This is a genomic window from Nocardioides sp. CCNWLW239 (assembly GCF_037137035.1).
Taxonomy (GTDB): domain Bacteria; phylum Actinomycetota; class Actinomycetes; order Propionibacteriales; family Nocardioidaceae; genus Nocardioides.
Genome location: NZ_JBBBNW010000001.1, coordinates 846,534 through 866,012 on the forward strand (window position 1 = coordinate 846,534; position 19,479 = coordinate 866,012).

At 70.4% G+C, this 19,479-nt stretch carries 18 protein-coding genes; 9 read left to right on the top strand and 9 right to left on the bottom strand.

Translation table 11 applies throughout. The features are described 5' to 3' along the window. Positions 1-27 precede the first annotated feature (27 nt). From WBG06_RS04095 to WBG06_RS04110, 4 genes are all read left to right on the top strand, one after another. On the top strand, positions 28-834 hold the full coding sequence (locus WBG06_RS04095) for a PP2C family protein-serine/threonine phosphatase (protein WP_336735236.1): 807 nt from the start codon (positions 28-30) through the stop codon (positions 832-834). Next, positions 827-2,206 carry an FHA domain-containing protein gene (locus WBG06_RS04100; RefSeq protein WP_336735237.1) on the top strand — a complete coding sequence of 460 codons (1,380 nt, stop codon included), beginning with the start codon at positions 827-829 and terminating at the stop codon, positions 2,204-2,206. Before WBG06_RS04095 ends, WBG06_RS04100 begins: the two co-directional genes overlap by 8 nt. Further along, positions 2,203-3,756, top strand: coding sequence for a serine/threonine-protein kinase (locus WBG06_RS04105; protein ID WP_336735238.1), 1,554 nt, complete (start codon positions 2,203-2,205; stop codon positions 3,754-3,756). The genes WBG06_RS04100 and WBG06_RS04105 overlap by 4 nt, the downstream gene beginning before the upstream one ends. 93 nt (positions 3,757-3,849) lie before the next feature. Beyond that, positions 3,850-4,152: a DUF4253 domain-containing protein gene (locus WBG06_RS04110; RefSeq protein WP_336735239.1), complete on the top strand. Its 303-nt coding sequence runs from the start codon at positions 3,850-3,852 to the stop codon at positions 4,150-4,152. Positions 4,153-4,174: 22 nt separating this feature from the next. Here WBG06_RS04110 and WBG06_RS04115 read toward each other — a convergent pair whose 3' ends face one another. The 8 genes from WBG06_RS04115 to WBG06_RS04150 form a co-directional block, all read right to left on the bottom strand. Then, positions 4,175-4,930 (bottom strand): hypothetical protein, encoded by a 756-nt coding sequence (locus WBG06_RS04115; RefSeq protein WP_336735240.1) that lies wholly within the window; start codon positions 4,928-4,930, stop codon positions 4,175-4,177. Positions 4,931-4,935: 5 nt separating this feature from the next. Beyond that, entirely contained in the window at positions 4,936-5,244 is a 309-nt protein-coding gene (locus WBG06_RS04120; RefSeq protein WP_336735242.1) for a hypothetical protein, read from the bottom strand. 48 nt (positions 5,245-5,292) lie between these two features. Then, positions 5,293-6,090: a glucosamine-6-phosphate deaminase gene (gene nagB, locus WBG06_RS04125; RefSeq protein WP_336735243.1), complete on the bottom strand. Its 798-nt coding sequence runs from the start codon at positions 6,088-6,090 to the stop codon at positions 5,293-5,295. A gap of 1 nt (position 6,091) precedes the next feature. Beyond that, positions 6,092-7,024 carry an ROK family protein gene (locus WBG06_RS04130; protein ID WP_336735244.1) on the bottom strand — a complete coding sequence of 311 codons (933 nt, stop codon included), beginning with the start codon at positions 7,022-7,024 and terminating at the stop codon, positions 6,092-6,094. After that, positions 7,021-8,460: a glycoside hydrolase family 3 N-terminal domain-containing protein gene (locus WBG06_RS04135; protein ID WP_336735245.1), complete on the bottom strand. Its 1,440-nt coding sequence runs from the start codon at positions 8,458-8,460 to the stop codon at positions 7,021-7,023. The genes WBG06_RS04130 and WBG06_RS04135 overlap by 4 nt, the downstream gene beginning before the upstream one ends. Further along, positions 8,460-9,578, bottom strand: coding sequence for an ROK family transcriptional regulator (locus WBG06_RS04140; protein ID WP_336735246.1), 1,119 nt, complete (start codon positions 9,576-9,578; stop codon positions 8,460-8,462). Before WBG06_RS04140 ends, WBG06_RS04135 begins: the two co-directional genes overlap by 1 nt. A gap of 190 nt (positions 9,579-9,768) precedes the next feature. Continuing rightward, the gene (locus WBG06_RS04145; protein WP_336735247.1) at positions 9,769-10,224 is read right to left on the bottom strand and encodes an HNH endonuclease; all 456 of its coding nucleotides are present in this window, start codon (positions 10,222-10,224) and stop codon (positions 9,769-9,771) included. A gap of 363 nt (positions 10,225-10,587) precedes the next feature. Continuing rightward, positions 10,588-11,715, bottom strand: coding sequence for an LLM class flavin-dependent oxidoreductase (locus WBG06_RS04150; protein WP_336735248.1), 1,128 nt, complete (start codon positions 11,713-11,715; stop codon positions 10,588-10,590). Between the two features lie 119 nt (positions 11,716-11,834). On the opposite strand from WBG06_RS04150, the gene WBG06_RS04155 reads away from it, so the two are divergent. From WBG06_RS04155 to WBG06_RS04175, 5 genes are all read left to right on the top strand, one after another. Continuing rightward, entirely contained in the window at positions 11,835-13,367 is a 1,533-nt protein-coding gene (locus WBG06_RS04155; protein WP_336735249.1) for a carboxyl transferase domain-containing protein, read from the top strand. Positions 13,368-13,464: 97 nt separating this feature from the next. Continuing rightward, on the top strand, positions 13,465-14,370 hold the full coding sequence (locus WBG06_RS04160) for a hypothetical protein (RefSeq protein ID WP_336735251.1): 906 nt from the start codon (positions 13,465-13,467) through the stop codon (positions 14,368-14,370). 58 nt (positions 14,371-14,428) lie between these two features. After that, positions 14,429-15,100 carry a TetR/AcrR family transcriptional regulator gene (locus WBG06_RS04165; RefSeq protein WP_336735253.1) on the top strand — a complete coding sequence of 224 codons (672 nt, stop codon included), beginning with the start codon at positions 14,429-14,431 and terminating at the stop codon, positions 15,098-15,100. Between the two features lie 55 nt (positions 15,101-15,155). Beyond that, complete coding sequence (locus WBG06_RS04170) at positions 15,156-16,091, top strand: ABC transporter ATP-binding protein (protein ID WP_336735254.1); 936 nt, start codon at positions 15,156-15,158, stop codon at positions 16,089-16,091. Further along, a complete protein-coding gene (locus tag WBG06_RS04175) occupies positions 16,091-17,740 on the top strand; it encodes an ABC transporter permease (RefSeq protein ID WP_336735255.1) in 1,650 nt (549 codons plus the stop codon). The genes WBG06_RS04170 and WBG06_RS04175 overlap by 1 nt, the downstream gene beginning before the upstream one ends. 90 nt (positions 17,741-17,830) lie before the next feature. Here the strand turns inward: WBG06_RS04175 and WBG06_RS04180 are convergent, their stop codons facing one another. Beyond that, on the bottom strand, positions 17,831-19,429 hold the full coding sequence (locus WBG06_RS04180) for a calcium-binding protein (protein ID WP_336735256.1): 1,599 nt from the start codon (positions 19,427-19,429) through the stop codon (positions 17,831-17,833). Between the last annotated feature and the right edge of the window lie 50 nt (positions 19,430-19,479).

Below are 19,479 nucleotides of genomic sequence, written 5' to 3' on the forward strand. Positions count from 1 at the left end.
CGGTAATTGGCACCGCAAAGGAAAAGCATGACCGGATACCCAGCCCTGCGTGCCGCGGGGGCGACTGATGTCGGCCGGGTCCGCGAGGTCAACGAAGACTCGTTCGTCATGCTTCCGGCGGTGGCCGTGGTCGCCGACGGGATGGGCGGTCATGCCAGCGGCGACGTCGCCAGCGCGCTCGCGGTGGAGACCTTCCAGAGCCGCTTCGCCACCATCTGGCCGGTCCCCGAGGACATCCGCGATGCCGTCCACGCCGCCAACTCCGCGATCACCGCGGAGGCGGCGCGCAGCTCCGAGAAGCAGGGCATGGGCACCACCCTGACCGGGGTCGCTCTCGTGGAGTCGGAGGGTGCCCCGCACTGGCTGGTGTTCAACGTCGGCGACTCGCGTGTCTATCGGCTCACGCCGTCGGGCGTGACGCAGGTGAGCGTCGACCATTCCGAGGTCGCCGTCATGGTCGAGGCCGGGATGATCACCGCTGCGGAGGCCCGCGTCCATCCGCTGCGCAACGTCATCACCCGGTCGCTCGGCACCTACCCGTCTCCTGAGCCCGACACCTGGCTGATGGCCGTCTCCCCCGACGACCTCTTCCTGCTCTGCTCCGACGGCCTCACCGGCGAGCTCGAGGACCACGAGATCCACGAGATCGTGACCGCCACGCTCGGGGTGGGCGGGAGCATCGACAATCTGGCCCAAAGACTGGTGGACGCTGCGGTTGCCGCGGGTGGGCGCGACAATGTCACTGTGGTACTCGTGACTCCTCCGCCCTCGCTCTTCTCCGCTCCGACGGACTCTGCCCGATCTACCCGGGACGTCTCCTCGACCCATGAGTGATACCGCTACTTACTGTGTGGGGCACTGGCTCGCGTTGAAGGGCGACCGGTGCTGGGCGCTCGTTCAGCTCGGTCCCGGTGATCCGCGGGTAGCGGGCGTCCAGGCCGCCCTGGCCGATCCCCACCCGGTCGACGCGATCGCCGGTCTGCTCTCCGCGGACGGCCCACGCGCCCCGGGCTTCGCGATCGTCGGGCGTGAAGGACCCCGGGTGAGGTACGCCGTGCGCTCGCCCGCCAAGGTCACCGCGGTCGTCAACGAGGTGCCTGTCTTCATCGATGGCATCGACGTCTCCGGCAGATGGGCCGACGGCCACTTCGCCGCCGTCCCCGAGCGCGCCGAGCTGGCCAACGGCGCCTGGGGCGGGATGGAGGAGGACCAGCCTCTGGTCGACACCGCTCACGCCCGCTCGCTCGACGTCGTCTTCGACCCCGACTTCTACGTCCAGGTCGGGCAACAGGTCGACCCGTCCTCGGCGCCGCCGCTGGACCACACCATCCGGCGCTCCGACCTGGCGGCCTCACCGCCGCCGGGGATGCCGGCCGCGCCTCCACCGGCGATGCCGAACGTCTCCTCGTTCCAGACTCCTCCGGTGCCGCCGCCGTCGGTGCCTCCGGCGCAACCCGCGCCGGAGGCGAAGAAGGGCCTGATCGACGGGCTTCCGTGGCGCAAGAAGGCGGCCAAGAAGCCTGACCCGAACGCGTGGGGTCCGCCGGACCGGCAGCAGTCGCCTCCGCCCACTCCGCCCGGGCCGCCGCCCGCCGTGCCGCCGCCCCCGATGCCTGCGCCGATGCCGGCCCCGATGCCCGCACCGGTGCCGCCGGCGCCCCAGCCCACCCCGCCCACCGACATGGCGACCCGGGTCCGCAACACCCCGACACCGACCCCGGTGCCGCCCGCGGGCGGGCCGTCGGTATGGGCGGTCTACTGCCCCCAGGGCCACGCCTCGCCGCCCTACTCCCCGACCTGTCGCATCTGCCGGATGGCATTGCCGCCGCACCAGCAGCCGGTCTCGGTCCCGCGCCCGGCACTGGGCCAGCTCAAGCTCGGCGACGGCCGGGTCGTCATCCTGGATCGCGGTGCGGTCTTCGGGCGGTCGCCGCGCGCGGATGCGAGCGGCAACACCGGGGCCGGCGGCGTACCTCCGCATCTGGTCAAGGTGATGCTGCCCGACATCAGCCGGTTGCACACCGAGGTGCGCCTGGAGGAGTGGCAGGTCCTCGTCCGCGACCTCGGCTCCGCCAACGGGTCCTACCTGACCCTGCCCGGCGGGCGTCCGCAGCAGATGCGGCCGATGGAGGAGTACGCGCTGGAGCCCGGCGCCGTGGTGAGCCTCGCCGGCTCGATCAACCTGACCTACGAGGTTCTCGGGTGAACGCGACACCACACCCCGAGCTCGGTCCCGAGCTGCCGGGGATGACCTGCCTGGGCCGGCTCGGCTCGGGCGGCTTCGCCGACGTCTACCTCTACGAGCGTCATCACCCGAAGGTCCGGGTCGCGGTGAAGCTGATGCGATCCTCCGACCTCGCCGAGGCGCAGCGGGCGCAGTTCGCCGCGGAGGCGGCGGTGATGGCCGAGCTGGCCGAGCATCCGTTCATCGTGCCGGTGCACAGCGCCGGCGAGACGCCGGACGGCCGCCCCTACCTGGTGATGGGTTACTACCCCAACGCCGACCTGGGCGCCCGGGTCCGCAACAACCCGATGAAGGTGCAGGACGCGCTGCGGTTCGGGATCCAGATGGCCTCCGCCGTCGAGACCGCCCACCGCGCCGGGATCATCCACCGCGACATCAAGCCGTCCAACATCCTGCTGTCGCGCTACGACGTGCCCGGTCTGGCCGACTTCGGCATCGCCGGCCGCCCCCGCGACGACGAGGGCGACATCGGGGTCTCGCTGCCGTGGTCGCCGCCCGAGGTCCTGACCTCGGCGTCCAACGGCTCGGTTGCCTCCGACGTCTACTCGCTGGCCGCCACCGTCTGGCACCTGCTCGTCGGCCGCTCGCCGTTCGCGGAGCGGGGCAACAACTCCGACCGCGCCGTCTTCTCCCGCATCCTGCACACCCCTCCCCCGGCTACGGGCCGGCCCGACGTACCTCCGTCGTTGGACCGCGTCCTGCAGCAGGCGATGGCGAAGGACCCTGCCTACCGGCCGAGGACGGTCCTCGACCTGGCGCGGCACTTCCAGCGGATCGAGCAGGAGCTGCGGCTGGGGCGCACCGAGGTGCAGGTCCTCGACCGCGACGCCGGCGGCACCGGGTCGATCCCCGTGGTTCCCGCGGTGCCGGCGATGCCCGGCGACGGCCCGGCCACCGGGTCGGGACGCATGAGCCTCCCCGCGACGCCGACAGACCCGGAAGCCGAGCTCGTCACCGAGGTCAAGCCGCCCTCGCAGGTCATCGCCCAGCCTCCGCCACCCGTCCAGGCGGCCCCGTTCCCCGACGCGGGATCGGCCTCGGCCGAGCGCACCCGGTTCAGCTATCCGCGTACGGAGGAGGGCCCGTCGGTCGTCACCGGCCCGCGGCCACCGGAGACGCGCAGCAAGACCCCCGCCATCATCGGCGTCGTCGTCCTCTTCCTCATCGCCGCCGTCGTCGGCATCATGCTCGCCCGTGGCGGCGAGGACGACAAGCCCGACGAGGTCCCACCCCCGCCCGTCGAGACCGACCTCCCCGGCGTCACCGGCCCAGCCGCCCCGGGCAAGGTCACGGGCACGCTCAACGGCAACCGCGCCGTCTTCACGTGGTCCGGCGTCCCCGGAGCGACCGGCTACAAGTGGGTCGGCGACAACTCGACCAGCGGCACGGTGGACCGCCCCAAGGCGGTCGTACGCCTCGACGGGGCCACCAAGGTCTGCATCCAGGTCCGCTCCCTCGGCGAGAACGGCAACGTCTCCCAAGGCGCCGCCCAGGCCTGCGTCAGCAAGTAAGAGATCGCGCGATCTCTAAGCCGATCTCATCGGAGTCGGCGAGCGCGAGACACGCCACGGGTTGTCTTCTCGCCGGCGCTACGGTGCGCACCCATGAGGCGCCCGAATTTTCTTGACCTGCCCTCAGACCTGCCAGCCGGCGGGTTGATCGTCAACGACATCGGCTCCGGGTTGCAACCGCAGCGCCCCGCCGTTGGCGCTGCCTCGGGCGTCTCCAGCGCGATGCTCTGGCTCTCCGTCGCCCATCCTCCGCGCGACATCCTCCATGCTCGCGCAGTCGCCGCCGAGCATCTCGCCTTCTGCCCTGACAACATCTGGCAGGGCCGCTACAACGGCATCGATGAGTACGCCACCACGCTTGTCGGACTCAACGTCTGGGCATTCTGGTGGGACTGACCTCGTTCGACAGCATGGCCGGTCAACTGGACCGGTGCGGTCCGGGATGACCCTGGCGTCGAATGCACGGCCGCTGAACGCGCGTGAGGATGGCACCGCACCGGGGCGCAGTACGTCCAGCCATGATCCGCGTCAGGTCGAGGGGTTGGACACCCGCGCGGGCGCGCCACATCGCGGCACCGAGGGCAGCCACCGGATCAGGATTTCCAGCTGAGTCCCAACCGGCAGCCAGGGCCGCTTCCAGCTCGTCCTTCGACAGGGCCGTAGCGGTTCGCTCGTCCAGGACGCCGGCGGCCACGGCGGCCCGGACCATCCCTGTAGGAGCTGGTTCCGGGCGGTAGTCCCAGCCGTCGAGCCCGACCTTCTCGGCAACCAACTCCACCATGCTGAGTACCTCCCAAACCTCGGTCATCAGGTCCGGATCGATGCGGCCGCTGCGTACGAGAGCGGTTGCCATGTCATAGGCGGCTTCAGCCTTGCGTGGACCTGCGACGAGCACCTCGATCATTCCGACCGGCACTCCGTCGACGACATCGACACGGCTCGCGAAGACGACCCGGTATTCCTTCTGGAGTACGTCGAGGGTGTTCCAGCCGGCCAGCTTCTGTCCGCCACGGTTGCTGAGCGGATGCGTGCCCGCCGGATTGCGGCACAACGCGACGACCTCGGCGATCACCGACTCCCGCTGCGCGATCGTCAGTCGTTCGAGCGACTCCACGAAGGCGTCGTTGAACTCGATGTACGCCTGGTCGTCAGGGAACTGCTCACCCGCCCGCACCTGACTCAGGCCACGTCGCGGTTCTCGGCGACCCTGGAGCGCACCCGCTCGACGTCGACTCCCAGCCTCTCGCAGGTTTCCTCGAGCGAGAGCAGACGTCCTCGTGCGGACACGATGTCGGCTACAGCGTCGAGCACACGAGCTGTCGCCTCCCGTAGCGCACGGAGATCCTCGTCGAGGTGTTCCGCCGATCCGATCACAGCCACCGCACGACCGTGGCTCGTAAGCACCACACGGCCTTCCGCACTCTTCGCCGCCAGCGCGGACACTCCCATCCGGGATGCCGCTGTCATCGGAACACGGATCTCCTTCACATCTGCAAGACTACCTACATCTATGTAGTGTTGCAATCCGCGGCGGATCTACAACCCCTGCCAGTCCGGTTTCCCGGCAAAGACCTCGCGGTAGTAGTCGCGGCGTACGAGCCGGGAGGCCGCGGCTTCGTCGAGGAGGACCGAGACATGGCCGTGGAGCTGGAGAACCGAGGCCGGGCAGGTGGCCGAGACCGGGCCCTCGACGGCGGCGGCGACCGCCTCGGCCTTGCCCTCGCCGGTGGCGAGGAGCAGCAGGTGACCGGCTCGGGTGATGGTGCCGAGGCCCTGGGTGAGCACGTGGCGCGGCACCGCCTCGGGTGAGCCGAAGAAGCGCGCGTTGTCCTTCCGCGTCCTGGCGGTGAGCGTCTTGATCCGGGTCAACGAGGCCAGCGACGAGCCGGGCTCGTTGAACGCCAGGTGGCCGTCGGAGCCGATGCCGAGGATCTGCACCTCGATCCCGCCTGCCGCGACGATCGCCGCCTCATAGCGTTCCCCGGCGGTCGGCAGCGTCTCCTCGGTCGGGTCGGGTCCGTGGACCCGCTCGGGCGGGATGCCGATCACGTCGGTGAACTCCCGCCTGATCGTCGCCAGATAGGACTGCTCGTGGCCGTCCGGCAGGCCGACGTACTCGTCCAGGTTGAACGTCTCCACGCCGTCGTAGGACGGCCCGCGGCCGTCACGGGCGCGCCGGATGAGCTCCTCGTACGTCGCCAACGGGGTCGAGCCGGTGGCCAGCCCGAGCACCGCGGGGCTGCCGGCGGCCGCTCCGCGGCGTACGACATCTTCGATGGTGTCGGCGGCGAGGGATGCCACCTGGGCTGGGGTGTCGAGGACAACGACTTCCATGTCAGTCCTTCGTCGGAGTAGTCGGAGCAGTCGGAATGATCGGGGTGATCAGGGCAGCGCCGATGGCGGCGACCGGAGCGGCCGAGACCACCCTCAGGCGCGAGGCGAGCTCGAGGGAGGCCAGGAACGGTGAGGCCTGGGTCTGCCTGGTGAGCGCGGCCGCGATGGCCTCGCGCAGCGGCTCGCCGAGCGCTGCCACACCGCCGCCGATGACGACGCGTTCGGGGTCGACGGCCAGCGCGAGCGCGCGTACGGCGGCGGCGACACCGTCGGCGAAACGGTCACGCACCGCGACGGCGGCCGGGTCGCCCGTGGCGGCCGCCTCGAAGAGTGCGGCAGCGGGATGGCCGGTGGCGCTCGGCCAGGCGGCCGCGAGCGCGGCGCCGGAGGCGACCAGCTCGAGACAGCCGCGCTGCCCGCACCCGCACACCGGGCCCTCCGGGTCGACGGGAAGGTGCCCGACCTCACCGGCGGCGCCGTGGAAGCCTCGGCGGAGCGCCCCGCCGAGGTAGAGACCGGCGGCCAGACCCGTGCCGAGCGAGAGGTAGACCAGGTCGTCGACGTCCTCGACCGCGTGCGCCCCGAGGGTCGCCGCGTTGGTGTCGTTCTCGAGCGTGACGACCGCTCCGGCCCGCGCGCCGAGAAGCTCCGCGAGCGGGAAGGCGTCGCCGTCCAGACCCAGGTTGACAGCGTGCTTCACGGTGCCTGCACGCGTGTCGACGATGCCGGGGATGCCGACCCCGATCGAGCTGATCGCACCGTCGTCGAGCGCGTCCCGCAGGCTCGCGACCACGGCGGCCGCACTCTTCACGACTCCCTCGGCACCGAGGGTCGTGGCAGCCCGTTCCTCGGCGAGCACCGCCCCGTCCGGACCGATCGCGATGCCGTGGATCTTGGTCCCGCCGATGTCGAGGCCGACCCGTGCGCCGTTCATCGTTCCCAGCCCGATCTTCTCAGCACCTCGGTCACAGCGGTCACGCCCGGCAGGGAGAAGCCCTGCGGGCACAGTCGTGGCAACCCCGGTCCGTCGTACGTCGCGGGCCACCCCCACTCCACCAGCACCGCGGCGCGCCCGAGCCCGGCGACGGTCCGGCCGACGTCGGGGCGCCGGTGAGCGTCACGCACCTGCACGATGAGGGGTACGTCGGGGAGATCCGGGACCGCTTCGCCCGGGCGGACGACGACGTCCGCAGGCAGGCCCCAGGGCACGTCGCCGACGGCGATGTTGGCCTCGGTCACGATGCTCACCACCAGGGCGCCGGCGAGGCTCGGGAGGTCGGTGAGATCGCTGGCCGCGGCGAGCGCCCGGCGGGCGCCGTCGAGCGAGCGTTGCTCGAACCGCGGGTCGAGCGCGGCGTCCGGTCGCGGTTGCGTGCCGGCGAGCAGCCGGTCGATCCGTGCGGCAGCGTCCTGGAGCCTCTCCAGCGGGAGCTCACCGGACTCGACCGCAGCCACGATCGCCGCGGCCGTGTCGCGGACCAGCGAGGCGGGCTTGTCGGGGCCGAGGACGAGCAGGTCGGCACCGGCGGCGAGCGAGAGCACCGCCGCGGCCGGGATGCCGCGCTCGGCCGAGGCACCGGCCATGTCGAGGGCGTCGGTGACGATCAGCCCGTCGAAGCCCAGCTCGCGCAGCAGCCCCAGCACCGGCGCCGAGAGCGTCCCGGGCAGCTCGGGGTCCAGCGCCGGAACGACGATGTGGGAGGTCATCACCGCAGCGGCTCCGGCCTCCGCGGCTGCCAGGAACGGGACCAGCTCACGCTCGCGCAGCGTCGCCAGGTCGGCATCGAGGACGGGGAGAGCGACGTGACTGTCCTGGCCGGTGTCGCCGTGGCCGGGGAAGTGCTTGACGCAGCCGGCGACACCGGTCGACTCCAGGCCCCGCACCCAGGCGGTGACATGCTTCGCGGCGACGCCGGCGTCGTGGGAGAAGGATCGGGTCGCGATGACCGGGTTGTCGGGGTTGGAGTTCACGTCCGCGACGGGTGCCAGGTCGAGGTTGATCCCGGCCCGTGCCAGGCGCAGCCCGATCGCTCGGCCGGTCTCCTCGGTCAGCGCCAGGTCGTCCGCCGCGCCGAGCGCAGCAGCACCGAGCACCGAGGAGCCGGAGAGCGCCTCCAGCCGGGTGACGTCCCCGCCCTCCTCGTCGATCGTGATCACCGGCGTCCGACCACCCGCGGCGCCGGCCTCCCGGATCTCGGCCGAGAGGCTGCGTACGGACTCCTCACCGGGCTCGGTGTTGGAGCCGAACAGGCAGATCCCGCCCAGTCCCTCGCGCAGGAGCTCGGCGTAGTCGGCCGGCAGCGTGGCGCCGGCGAAGGCGGACACCTGGACGCGCAGCGCCAGGGTCTCGACGGCAGACGAGGGAGGCATCACGACACTCCCAGCTCACCGGCGAGGACGAGCACCGCGGCACCGACGATGACGACGTCCTCACCGAGCGTGGACGTACGGAACTCCAGCGGCTCGCCGCTGACCGGCATCGTCCGCTCGCGGATGATGCGGTCGGCGGTCTCGCGCAGCGGCCCGTCGAGGAGATCGGCCGGTCCGGAGAGGACCAGCTCGTGAAGGTTGAGGGTTCCGACCACAGGGGCCAATGCCTTTCCAAGGTGTTCGCCGGCTTCCACGAGCGCATCGTCGTGGGCTTGCTCGAGGCGTTCCCGCAGGCGCGGGACCGCGAGGAAGGTCTCCAGACAACCCGTACGGCCGCAGGCACACCGCGGGCCGTCCGGGTCGACGGTCACGTGCCCGACCTCACCGGCCGCGTCCACGAAACCGTGGAGCAGCGCGCCCTCGAGCACGAGCCCCGCACCGACACCGGTGCCGACCCGCACGAGCATGAGGCCGCCGTCGCCGGACTGGCCGAACGTGTATTCCCCCAGCACCGCTGTGTTGGCGTCGTTGGCGACGTACGTCGGTCGGCCGGTCTCGCGGCGCACGTGCTCGGCCAGGGCGACGTCGGCCCAGCCCAGGTTGGGCGCGTCGACCACGGTGCCGTCGGCGGAGACGACACCGGGGCTGCCGATCCCGATGCCGAGGATCGGCCGGTCGGAGGTCGCGATCAGCTCGGTCACGAGCCCGGTCACGAGGCGTACGGCCTCGCTCCCGGTGCGTCCCTCCCGGCACTTCGTGGTGCGGTGGACGACGTCGCCGGTCAGGTTGAGCACGGCGCCGGCGACCTGGTCGTCCCCGGAGACGTCGACGGCCACGATGTGGGTGGCGTCGGCGGCGAGCCCGATCAGCATCGGCGGTTTCCCGACCCGGCTCTCGACCGGCGCTCCGAGCTCCTCGACGAGCCCGTCCTCGAGCAGGCTGCCGACCAGATCGGAGACCGTCGCCCGGGTCAGCCCGGAGGCCCGGGCGAGGTCGGCACGGCTCGCCGGACCGACCGCGAAGAGGTGCTGGAGCACCAGAGAGCGGTGATGACGCCGCGCATCCTCCTGCAGCAATTTCCCGATCGGCCGCAACGTGCGCCGTCTAGCCTTGGACATGTTTGTTAGTCCATCGTACTTATTAATGCCACGTCAAGTCTGCGCACCCTTTTCCCGCCGAGAGGTCACAATCTGGCGCCGAGAGGTCAGTTTCTGGCACCCAGGCGTCAGATTCTGACACCGAGCGCTCCACAAACTGACCTCTCGCGTCCAAGAATCGACCTCTCGCGGGTCACCATGCATCGGGCGGTCAGACGATAGCGGCGAGCTGGGCCCGCGTCGGGACGTACGGGGTGATCCGGAGGGTCATGTGGGCCTCCTCCGGAGTCCGATTGCCTTTGCGGCCGTTGCACTTCCCGCACGCCGCCACCGTGTTCATCCATGTCCATCTGCCACCGCGTGACTGTGGCAGCAGGTGGTCGATGGTGCGGGCATGGCCGCCACAATAGGCGCACCGATGCTGGTCGCGCTTGAGGACTCCCTCGCGGGAGTAGCCGGCCGGGCGGTACATCCAGTGCATGGCGATGTAGCGGACCAGCCGCACCGCCTTGGGCCATGGATGTGGCCCGATCATCTTGTCGCCCTGTTGCTCGTGAACCACCGCCACCTCACGGAACAGCATCCGCACGGCGTGCTTGAAAGAGACCCTCCCGAGCGGCTCGAAGGAGGCGTTATACAGGGTCACGGCGCCCATGGTCGTGGTCATACTCGGTTACCTCCCAGGAGAGTCGGATAGGGATCGCTTGCAGATCGGGTGGAAACGCTGGGCCGAAACAAAAAGGCCGCCCCGACGAGACAGAGATGTCTCGCAGGAGCGGCCCGGAGTGATCCGGTGCAACTATGCACCCAGGTCACTGTCGGCTCCCGCGGGCATGAGGGTCGCGCTCGTGCGCAGCGGTCAGCGACCAGGCCGCCGGGGCGGTGGTCGAGTGCTGCGTGCTCATGCGTGGGCCCTTCAATTGGTCAGGTCGATTTGACCCGGCCGTAAGACCGGGTAGTACCAGAATAGAGCGAACACCCTCCTCCTACCAACGGTTTTCCCAGGTCAGGAGCGTGTCTTTCCGGTTAACTACGCCCGACGTACGCCGTTTGTGCCCGTTAGCGCGACGGCGCCCGCACCGCGGAGCCTCGGGATCAACGCCTCACCGACGCGGGCGGCCTCGGTCCGGTAGGGCGTGTCCGAGAGGACGAAATGGCTCACGCCGAGCTCCTGGTAGCGGGCGAGCGCGGCGGCGACGTCGTCCGCGGAGCCGACCAGCCAGGTGGTGCCGGCGCCACCGCCGCCGTAGCGCCCCGGGGCGGTGTAGAGGCAGTCGTCGAGCACGTCACCGCGGTCGGCGAGGTCGAGGAGTCGGCTCTGCCCGACCGCCGACCGGCCCGCGCGGCGGAACTCGCGGTCACCGACGTTCTCGGCCATCCGGCGCACCTTCTCCTCGGCGTCATGCCAGGCCTCCTCGCGGGTGTCTCGGACCAGCGTGGTGATCCTCAGTCCGAACTCGAGCGGCGCGAGGTCGCGGCCCAGCGAGTGCTCGAGCCCGCGCAGGCGCTCGATCCGCTCGGCGATGCCGTCCAGCGGTTCGCCCCAGAAGAGCTGTACGTCGGCCTCGGTCGCGGCCACCGCTTCAGCCTCCGGGGAGGCGCCACCGAAGTAGAGCCGGGGGTGCGGGCGGGTCTCGGTGGCGTACGGACGTGGGGTGACGGTGGAGTCGGCGACCTGGAAGTGGTCGCCGCCGAAGGTGACCCGCTCCTCGGTCCACAGCCGCCGCACCAGCCGCATGAACTCCTTGGTCCGTGCATAGCGGGCAGCGCGCGAGTCCTCGCGGTCACCGTAGGCGGCCAGACCGTCCTGTCCGGAGACGATGTTGACCCGCACCCGGCCGCGGCTGAGCTGGTCGAGGGTGGCAGCCGAGGTGGCGAAGTTCGCGGGGCGCCAGTAGCCCGGGCGGATCGCGATGAGCGGCTCGAAGGTCGTGGTGCGTGCAGCCAGGGCGGTGGCGACCGTGAAGGTGTCGGGTCTCCCCCAGCTGGTGCCGAGCAGCGCACCGGTCCAGCCTGCGGCCTCGACCGCCTCGGCCAGGCCGACCTGATGGTCGAGGGTGCCGTAGCCCTCCTCGACCGAGGCGGTGTCACCGCGGTGGCCGGTCTCGACGAAGTTGGGCAGATACCAGAGGAACTCGGGGGCGTGAGGGACGGTCATTCCGGACTCCTTCATGAGATTTACTCATGAATGTTAATTGTCTTTATGCACTATAGGTGGTCGTATCCACGGTGGACAGAGGCTCAGCCAATGAGCCAATTGAGAGTATGGTTCGCACCATGGGCCTGACCTCCGCTGAGCTGATCGACCTCGTCCTCGACGACGGGACCTGGACCTCGTGGGACACACCGCCGTCCTACGCCGAGATCCCCGAGGCGTACGCCGCAGACCTGGCGAAGGCCCGAGAGCGAGCCGGCACGGACGAGTCGGTGGTCACCGGCGAGGCCCGGATCGCCGGGCGACGCGTGGCCGTGGTGCTCTCGGAGTTCCGCTTCCTGGCCGGGTCGATCGGACGCGCGTCCGCCGACCGGCTGATCGCCGCGGTGGAGCGAGCGACGCGCGAAGGGCTGCCGCTGCTGGCCGGGCCGGCCTCGGGCGGGACCCGGATGCAGGAGGGCACGCCCGCCTTCGTGCAGATGGTGCGTATCGCCGAGGCCGTCACCCGCCACAAGGCCGCCGGGCTCCCCTACCTCGTCTACCTGCGCCACCCGACCACCGGCGGCGTGATGGCCTCCTGGGGATCGCTCGGGCACGTCACCGTCGCCGAGCCCGCAGCGCTCCTGGGGTTCCTGGGGCCGAAGGTCTACGAGGTGCTGAACGGCCGCCCCTTCCCGGCCGGGGTCCAGGTCGCGGAGAACCTGTTCGCGCACGGCCTCGTCGACGGCGTCGCACCCCCCGAGGAGCTCGCCGGTCTCGTCGACCGGGTCCTGGGGATCCTGGCCCTGCGTCCCGAGAAGTCAGGCGCGCAGGCCGAGGCGTCACGTACGCCGGCCGAAAGGTCAGCGGATGACGCCTCGAGCGACGGGAGCGACGCCTCGGCCGACGCGGGCGACTTCTCGGCGGTCGAGACCTGGGACGCGATCACCAGGTCCCGCCGTGCGGACCGGCCGGGCGCGCGGGCGCTGCTCCGGATCGCAGCCTCCGACGTCGTACCCCTCAACGGCACCGGGCAGGGCGAGCGCGACCCGGGCCTGATCATCGCGCTGGCGCGGTTCGGGAAGGCGCCGTGCCTGGTGCTGGCCCAGGACCGTCGCGAGCAGGCTCATCAGCCGCTCGGCCCGGAAGGTCTGCGCGAGGCGCAGCGCGGGATGAAGCTCGCCGCGGGCCTCGGGCTCCCCGTCGTGACGGTCATCGACACCCCCGGTGCCGCCCTGTCTCCGGAGGCGGAGAACGGCGGCATCGCCGGCGAGATCGCGCGTACGTTGGGAGCGCTCGTCAACGTCGAGACCCCGACGCTCAGCCTGATGCTGGGCGAGGGCAACGGCGGTGGCGCACTCGCGTTCCTCCCCGCCGACCGGGTGGTCGCGGCCCAGCACGCCTGGCTCTCCCCGCTCCCACCGGAAGGTGCCAGCGCGATCGTGCACGGTGACTCCGAGCACGCCGCCGAGATGGCCGAGGCCCAGCGAGTGCTCGCCGTCGACCTCCGGCAGATCGGCGTGGTCGACCGGATCGTCGCCGAGTCCCCCGACGCCGCCGACGAGCCCGAGGCGTTCTGCCGCCGGGTCGGCACCGTCCTCGAGGGCGAGCTGCTCGCCCTGCTCGCCTCCGGCCCGGGCGAACCGACGGCTCGGGCCGCCCGCTACGCGGGCTGAGGACGTACGCAGGAGATCTGCGGACACGCACCACGAACTCCGCCACGATGGGTGGGCTCATCGCGAGCCCACCACCCACACTCGATCGGAGTTTCTCGTGCCTCAGATCAAGCGTCTCCTCACCCTCGCCACGACGGCCTCGCTCGCTGCCGCCCTCCCCCTCCTCGGCGCCGCGCCGGCGCAGGCGGCCGAAGGCAGCTTCAGCGCGCTGACGTACAACATCGCCGGCCTGCCCGAGGCCATCTCCAGCGCCCCGACACCACGCAAGAGCGCGACCAACGAGATCGGCCGCCGGATCTCCGAGTTCGACATCGTCAACGTGCAGGAGGACTTCAACTACCACGCCTACCTCTACGAGACCGACGTGCACGCCTACCGCACGCCGACCTCGGGCGGCGTGCCGTTCGGGAGCGGGCTGAACAGCCTTCACCACCAACCGTACGAGGCCCTCGACCGCGTCACCTGGAACCGCTGCTGGATCGGATCGGCCGACTGCCTGACCCCGAAGGGGTTCACCTTCCACCGCGCCCAGATCGCGCCGGGCACCTGGATCGACGTCTACAACCTGCATGCCGACGCCGGCGACGGCAGCCTGGACGAGGCTGCTCGCCGCAACAACCTCGAGCAGCTCACGGCCTACATCTCCGCGCACTCGGCCGACCGCGCCGTCCTCGTCATGGGCGACACCAACACCCGCTACACCCGCGAGGGCGACCGCATCTCCGAGTTCGCTGCCGCCAACGGTCTCACCGATGCCTGGGTGGAGCTCGTACGCAGCGGCGACGAGCCCGACCGCGGCAGCCCCGCCCTCGGGTGCCCGGAGGTGAACCCCGGCGTGGCGTGCGAGGTCGTCGACAAGGTGCTCTACCGGGACGGCGGCGGGGTGGACCTGACCGCAACGTCCTACCGCAACCTGGACGCCGACTTCCGCGAGGTCGGCTCCGGCCTGATGCTCTCCGACCACTTCCCCATCGCCGTCGACTTCAGCTGGACGACCGACTGACCGACTCCACACTGCCAACCCACTTGCGCTGGGGCTGAACACGTGTTTAGCATTGAACATGCGTTCAGCCTCAGCCGATCCGACGACCCGCGAACGAATCCGCGACGCGGCCGTGCTGCGATTCGCGCGTGACGGTTTCGGCGCCTCCGTCCGCTCGATCGCGACCGACGCCGGGGTCAGCCCGGCCCTGGTGATCCACCACTTCGGCTCCAAGGACGAGCTCCACGCCGAGTGCGACGAGCGGGTGCTCGCCGAGATCCGGGCAGCGAAGAACGAGACGATCGACGAGCTGGCCTCGGGACAGGGCATCCTGCACCGGTTCGCCGCCGCGGACGAGTACGCACCGATGCTCGGCTATGTCCTCCGCTCGGTGCAGGACGGCGGGCCGGTCGGCCGCACCTTCATCGAGCAGATGATCGAGGACGCCGTCGGCTACACCAAGCACGGCATCGAGGCCGGGCTGATCAAGCCGAGCCGCGACGAGGCGGCCAGGGCCCGCTACCTCGTCCTCTCCGCCCTCGGCACCCTCATGATCGAGCTCACCCTCAACCCTCCCGAGGACCCCAGCGACATCGGCGGCATGGTGCGCGACTTCTTGGCCACGAGCTACCTGCCGATGATCGAGCTCTACACCCAGGGCGTCTTCACCACCCGCCGGATGCTGGACGAATACCTCCTCTACGTCCCCGACCCGCCGCAGGACCCCGCCGCCGAGCCCCCGTCTGCGTGACGCCTGGCCCGTCGGCGTACGTCCTCCTGTCCTCCCAACGCGGAAGCGAGTTCCCATGTCCGACAACATCCCCGCGGTCGAGATCGCGGGCCTGCACAAGTCCTTCGGCTCCTTCAAGGCCCTCGACGGCCTCGACCTGACCGTCCAGCACGGCCAGGTGGCCGGCTTCCTCGGCCCCAACGGCGCCGGCAAGTCCACCACCATCAAGGTCCTGCTCGGGCTGCTGCGCGCCGACGCCGGCGCCGCCCGCCTGTTCGGCGGTGACGCCTGGCGTGACGCCGTCGAGCTGCACAAGCGGATCTCGTACGTCCCCGGCGACGTGTCGCTGTGGCCCAACCTCACCGGCGGCGAGTGCATCGACTACCTCACGCGTCTCAAGCCTGGCGGCGACAAGGCGCGCCGCAAGGCACGGAAGGCCGAACTGCTCGAGCGGTTCCAGCTCGACCCGACCAAGAAGGCGCGCACCTACTCCAAGGGCAATCGGCAGAAGGTCGCTCTGGTCGCGGCCTTCCTCGACGAGTCCGACCTCTACATCTTCGACGAGCCCACCTCCGGGCTCGACCCGCTGATGGAGGCCGTCTTCACCGAGTACGCCCGGGAGGCCAAGGAGGCCGGCTCCTCGGTGCTGCTCTCCAGCCACATCCTCAGCGAGGTCGAGAAGGTCTGCGACACCGTCACGATCATCCGGGCCGGTGTCGCCGTCGAGTCCGGCACGCTCGAGGAGCTGCGCCACCTGACCCGCTCCGCCGTCGTCGCCACCGTCGGCGGCGACCCCGCCTCGCTGCGCAGTCTGCCGGCGGTCAACGACTTGGTGACCAGCCAGAACGGCGCCGGCACCCGGGTCGCTTTCGACGTGGACAACCACGCGGTCGGCGAGGTCATGAAGACCCTGACCACCCTGGACGTACGCGGGCTGACCGTCACCCCGCCCTCCCTCGAGGAGCTCTTCATGCGTCACTACGGCGACGTCATCGAGACGGAGGAAGCGTGATGAGCGCACTCGCCCCGGCCATGCCGCGGCGTTCCGCGCTGGCGAGCTTCACCGGCACCTGGCAGATGACCCGGTTCATGCTGCGTCGCGACCGGGTCAGGCTGACGGTGTGGACGGTCTCGCTGCTGGCCCTCTACGCCTACTTCGTCACCGCGCTGAGCGCCGTCTACCCCACGGCCGAAGACCGCCAGGGACGGGCCGACCTGATGCAGCAACCGGCGTCGATCTTCCTCGGCGGGCCGAACTATGGGCTCGACGACTACACGATCGGCGCCATGTTCGCCAACGAGATGACGCTCTGGATGATCGGGCTGCTCGGGGTCATGAACATGTTCGAGGTCGTCCGCAACACCCGCGCCGAGGAGGAGAGCGGGCGGGCGGAGCTGGTCCGGTCCCGGGTGGTCGGGCGGCACGCAGCGGTCGCCGCCTCGCTGCTGACGGTGGTGATCGCCAACGTCGTCTTCGCCGTCCTCGGCAGCGCGCTGCTCATCTCTGCGGGCGACCTCCCTGTCGAGGACACCTTCGCGCTGTCGACGGCGATCGCCGTCAGCGGCCTGGTCTTCGCTGCGGTCGCTCTGGTCACCTCACAGCTCACCACGCACGGTCGCGGGGCCACCGGTCTCGCGCTCGCCGTCCTGGGTGTCGCGGTGCTGGTTCGCGGCATCGGCGACCTGCGGGCAGATCCGGGCGAGCACGGGACCTGGCTCTCGTGGCTCTCGCCGATCGCCTGGACGCAGCAGATGCGAGCGTACGTCGACCTGCGCTGGTGGCCGCTGGCCCTGAGCCTCGTGGCGGTCCTCGTCCTGCTCGCCATCGGGGCGTTCCTGGCGTCGAAGCGCGACTTCGACGGGGCGCTGCTCGCGGGTCGCTCCGGCAGGTCCGAGGCGACCGGGATGCTCTCCTCGCCCATGGCCATGGCGTGGCGCCAGCAGCGTACGGCTCTCTTCTGGTGGTTCCTCGGCACCTTCGTGATGTTCGGGGCGACCGGAACCTACCTCGGCGAGGGAGTCGAGGACATGGTCAGCGACATGACCGCGTCCAACCCCGAGGCGGCCGCGATGTTCGGGGACGACCCGCTCACCGGGTTCCTGGCGATCATGATCCTGTACGCCGCGCTGGCCGCCGCAGGCTATGCGATCGCCACGACGTTGCGCGCCAAGTCGGAGGAGTCGGAAGGACGACTCGAGATCACGCTGGCCAAGCCGGTCTCCCGCAGTCGCTGGTTCGGCTCGCACCTCGTGGTCGTGGCAGCAGGGGCGTTCGTCCTGACCATGGTCTCCGGCGCCCTCGCGCTCTGGGCCGGAGCGCTGGTCAACGGCGAGGTCGAGCTGGAGACGTTCCTGAAGGGCGGTGCCGCTTTCCTGCCTGCTGTCGCCGTCTTCATGACGCTCACCGCGGCCCTCTACGCCTGGCTCCCCAAGCTCACCCCGGTCATCTGGGCACTGTTCGCGTTCACGTGCATCACCGGGATGTTCGGGCCGCTCTTCGACCTCCCGGACGCGGTGGCCGGCATCTCACCCTTCTGGTGGGTCGGCCGCTACCCGCAGGAGGCCATCGAGGCCTCGCACATGCTCGGCCTCAGCGCCGTGGCGCTCGTGCTCCTGCTGGCCGCCTTCGTCGGCTTCCGGCGCCGGAACATCCCAGCCTGACCCCAACCGGCCGAGAAGTCACGTACGCCGGTCGAGTGGGCACCGAGGTGCCCACTCGACCGGCGTTGCTGAAGTGTCGGCAGGTCGGACCTAGCTCGCGGCGCCCAGCACCTGGAGCCGGCTCAACGCAGCATCGAGCTCGTACACCTCGACGGGCCAGCTCGCTCCGCTGTTCATGAACTGTGTGTACTCCTCCGGGCCCATCCAATCCGCGACGTTGCCGATGCGGTCCTCGACGTAGACGTTGACGTTGTAGACACCGCCGACCGAACCCTTCGGAATCGTGAGATAGGTGGACCAGACTCCATCTCGAATTGTCCCTGACGTACGCGTCACCAACTCTTCACAGGCCACGCCGACGAAGAACGGCTCGGACGGCGTCGTACCGGCCCGCGTAAGGCAGATGCCGACACTCTCAACTCCTGACTTCGCATCACGGACCCGAGCTGACACCTTGACCGTCTTCGACGCCGTCCTGACATCCAGGCTCGTCGGCGTGAGCGCTGAGATGCTCACGGTAGGTGCATCGGAGTCAGGATCGGTGTTCGTGACGGTCACGATGTCGCGAGTGAGCCCGACCTCGCGCCCGTGACGATCGGTGACCCAGAGCTGCAGTTCCATGGGCCCGGCCGGCGTCCACCGAGGAACGGTGAGGATGTACTCCCACCATCCGTCTCGGGTGCCGCCGGACACTAGCGACATCGTCGGCATGTAGATGGAGCCGTTGACGGACGAGGCCACGAAATGGCCCTGGATACGTTTGACGCCGCTGAGGTCGTCCGTCGCATGCACCCGCACCCTGACCTTCGCGTCCGAGGCGGTGCTGTCCACGGTCGACGGGGTGGCCGAGACGGACATGATGCTCGGCGGGGCCTTGTCGTAGCCACACCCGCTCAGGATGTCGTAGACGTCGTAGTAGCAGGTGTTGGTGCCGGCGTTGCCGTGGACATCGTCCAACCCGGTCCCACCGGACAGCTTGTCGTTGCCGTCGCCACCGTTGAGGGTGTCGGCACCGCTCTCGCCCCAGAGCCGGTCGTGGCCGGGACCACCGTTGACGGTGTCCAGGTGGTTGTTGCCATGGAGCTGGTCGTCGCCATTGCTACCGGAGAGCCGGTCGTTGCCGTCTCCGCCGGAGATCGAGTCGTTGCCATCGCCTCCGTTGAGGGAGTCGCTTCCGGTGCCTCCGGAGATGGTGTCTCCGCTCGTTCCACCGCTGATGCTGTCGCCGGCGGCGCCCCCGTAGATCCGGTCCGCCCCTGCGCCGCCGGAGATCACGTCGAAATGGTCGCCACCGGAGATGACGTCACTGCCGTCCTCGCCCCAGATGTTGTCCTGGCCGGTGCCTCCGTTGAGGCTGTCCGCGCCGCCGCCACCGTGGATCCAGTCCTCGCCGCTCCCGCCGAGCACCCGGTCGGCGCCGTAGCTGGCGTAGACGTGATCTCCGCCCGACCCGGCATCGATCAGGTCGTCGCCGCCCTTGGCGTAGATGATGTCGCCGCCACCGCGACCGCAGATGACGTCGCGGCGCGACGTGCCGCGCAGGACATCGCCGCCGGACGTACCGACGATCGTGCAGCGTACGCCGGTGGATGTTGTCGCCGCGCCCGCGGGACTCGCCACGAGTACGGTCGCCGAGGCGGCCGTCGCGACGATCCCGGCGAGCAGCGTGCGCCCCGTCAGGAGCACCATTCCCTGCCTCCAGAAGATCTCAGGCCCGCGTCAGCGCGGGCCTGAGGATC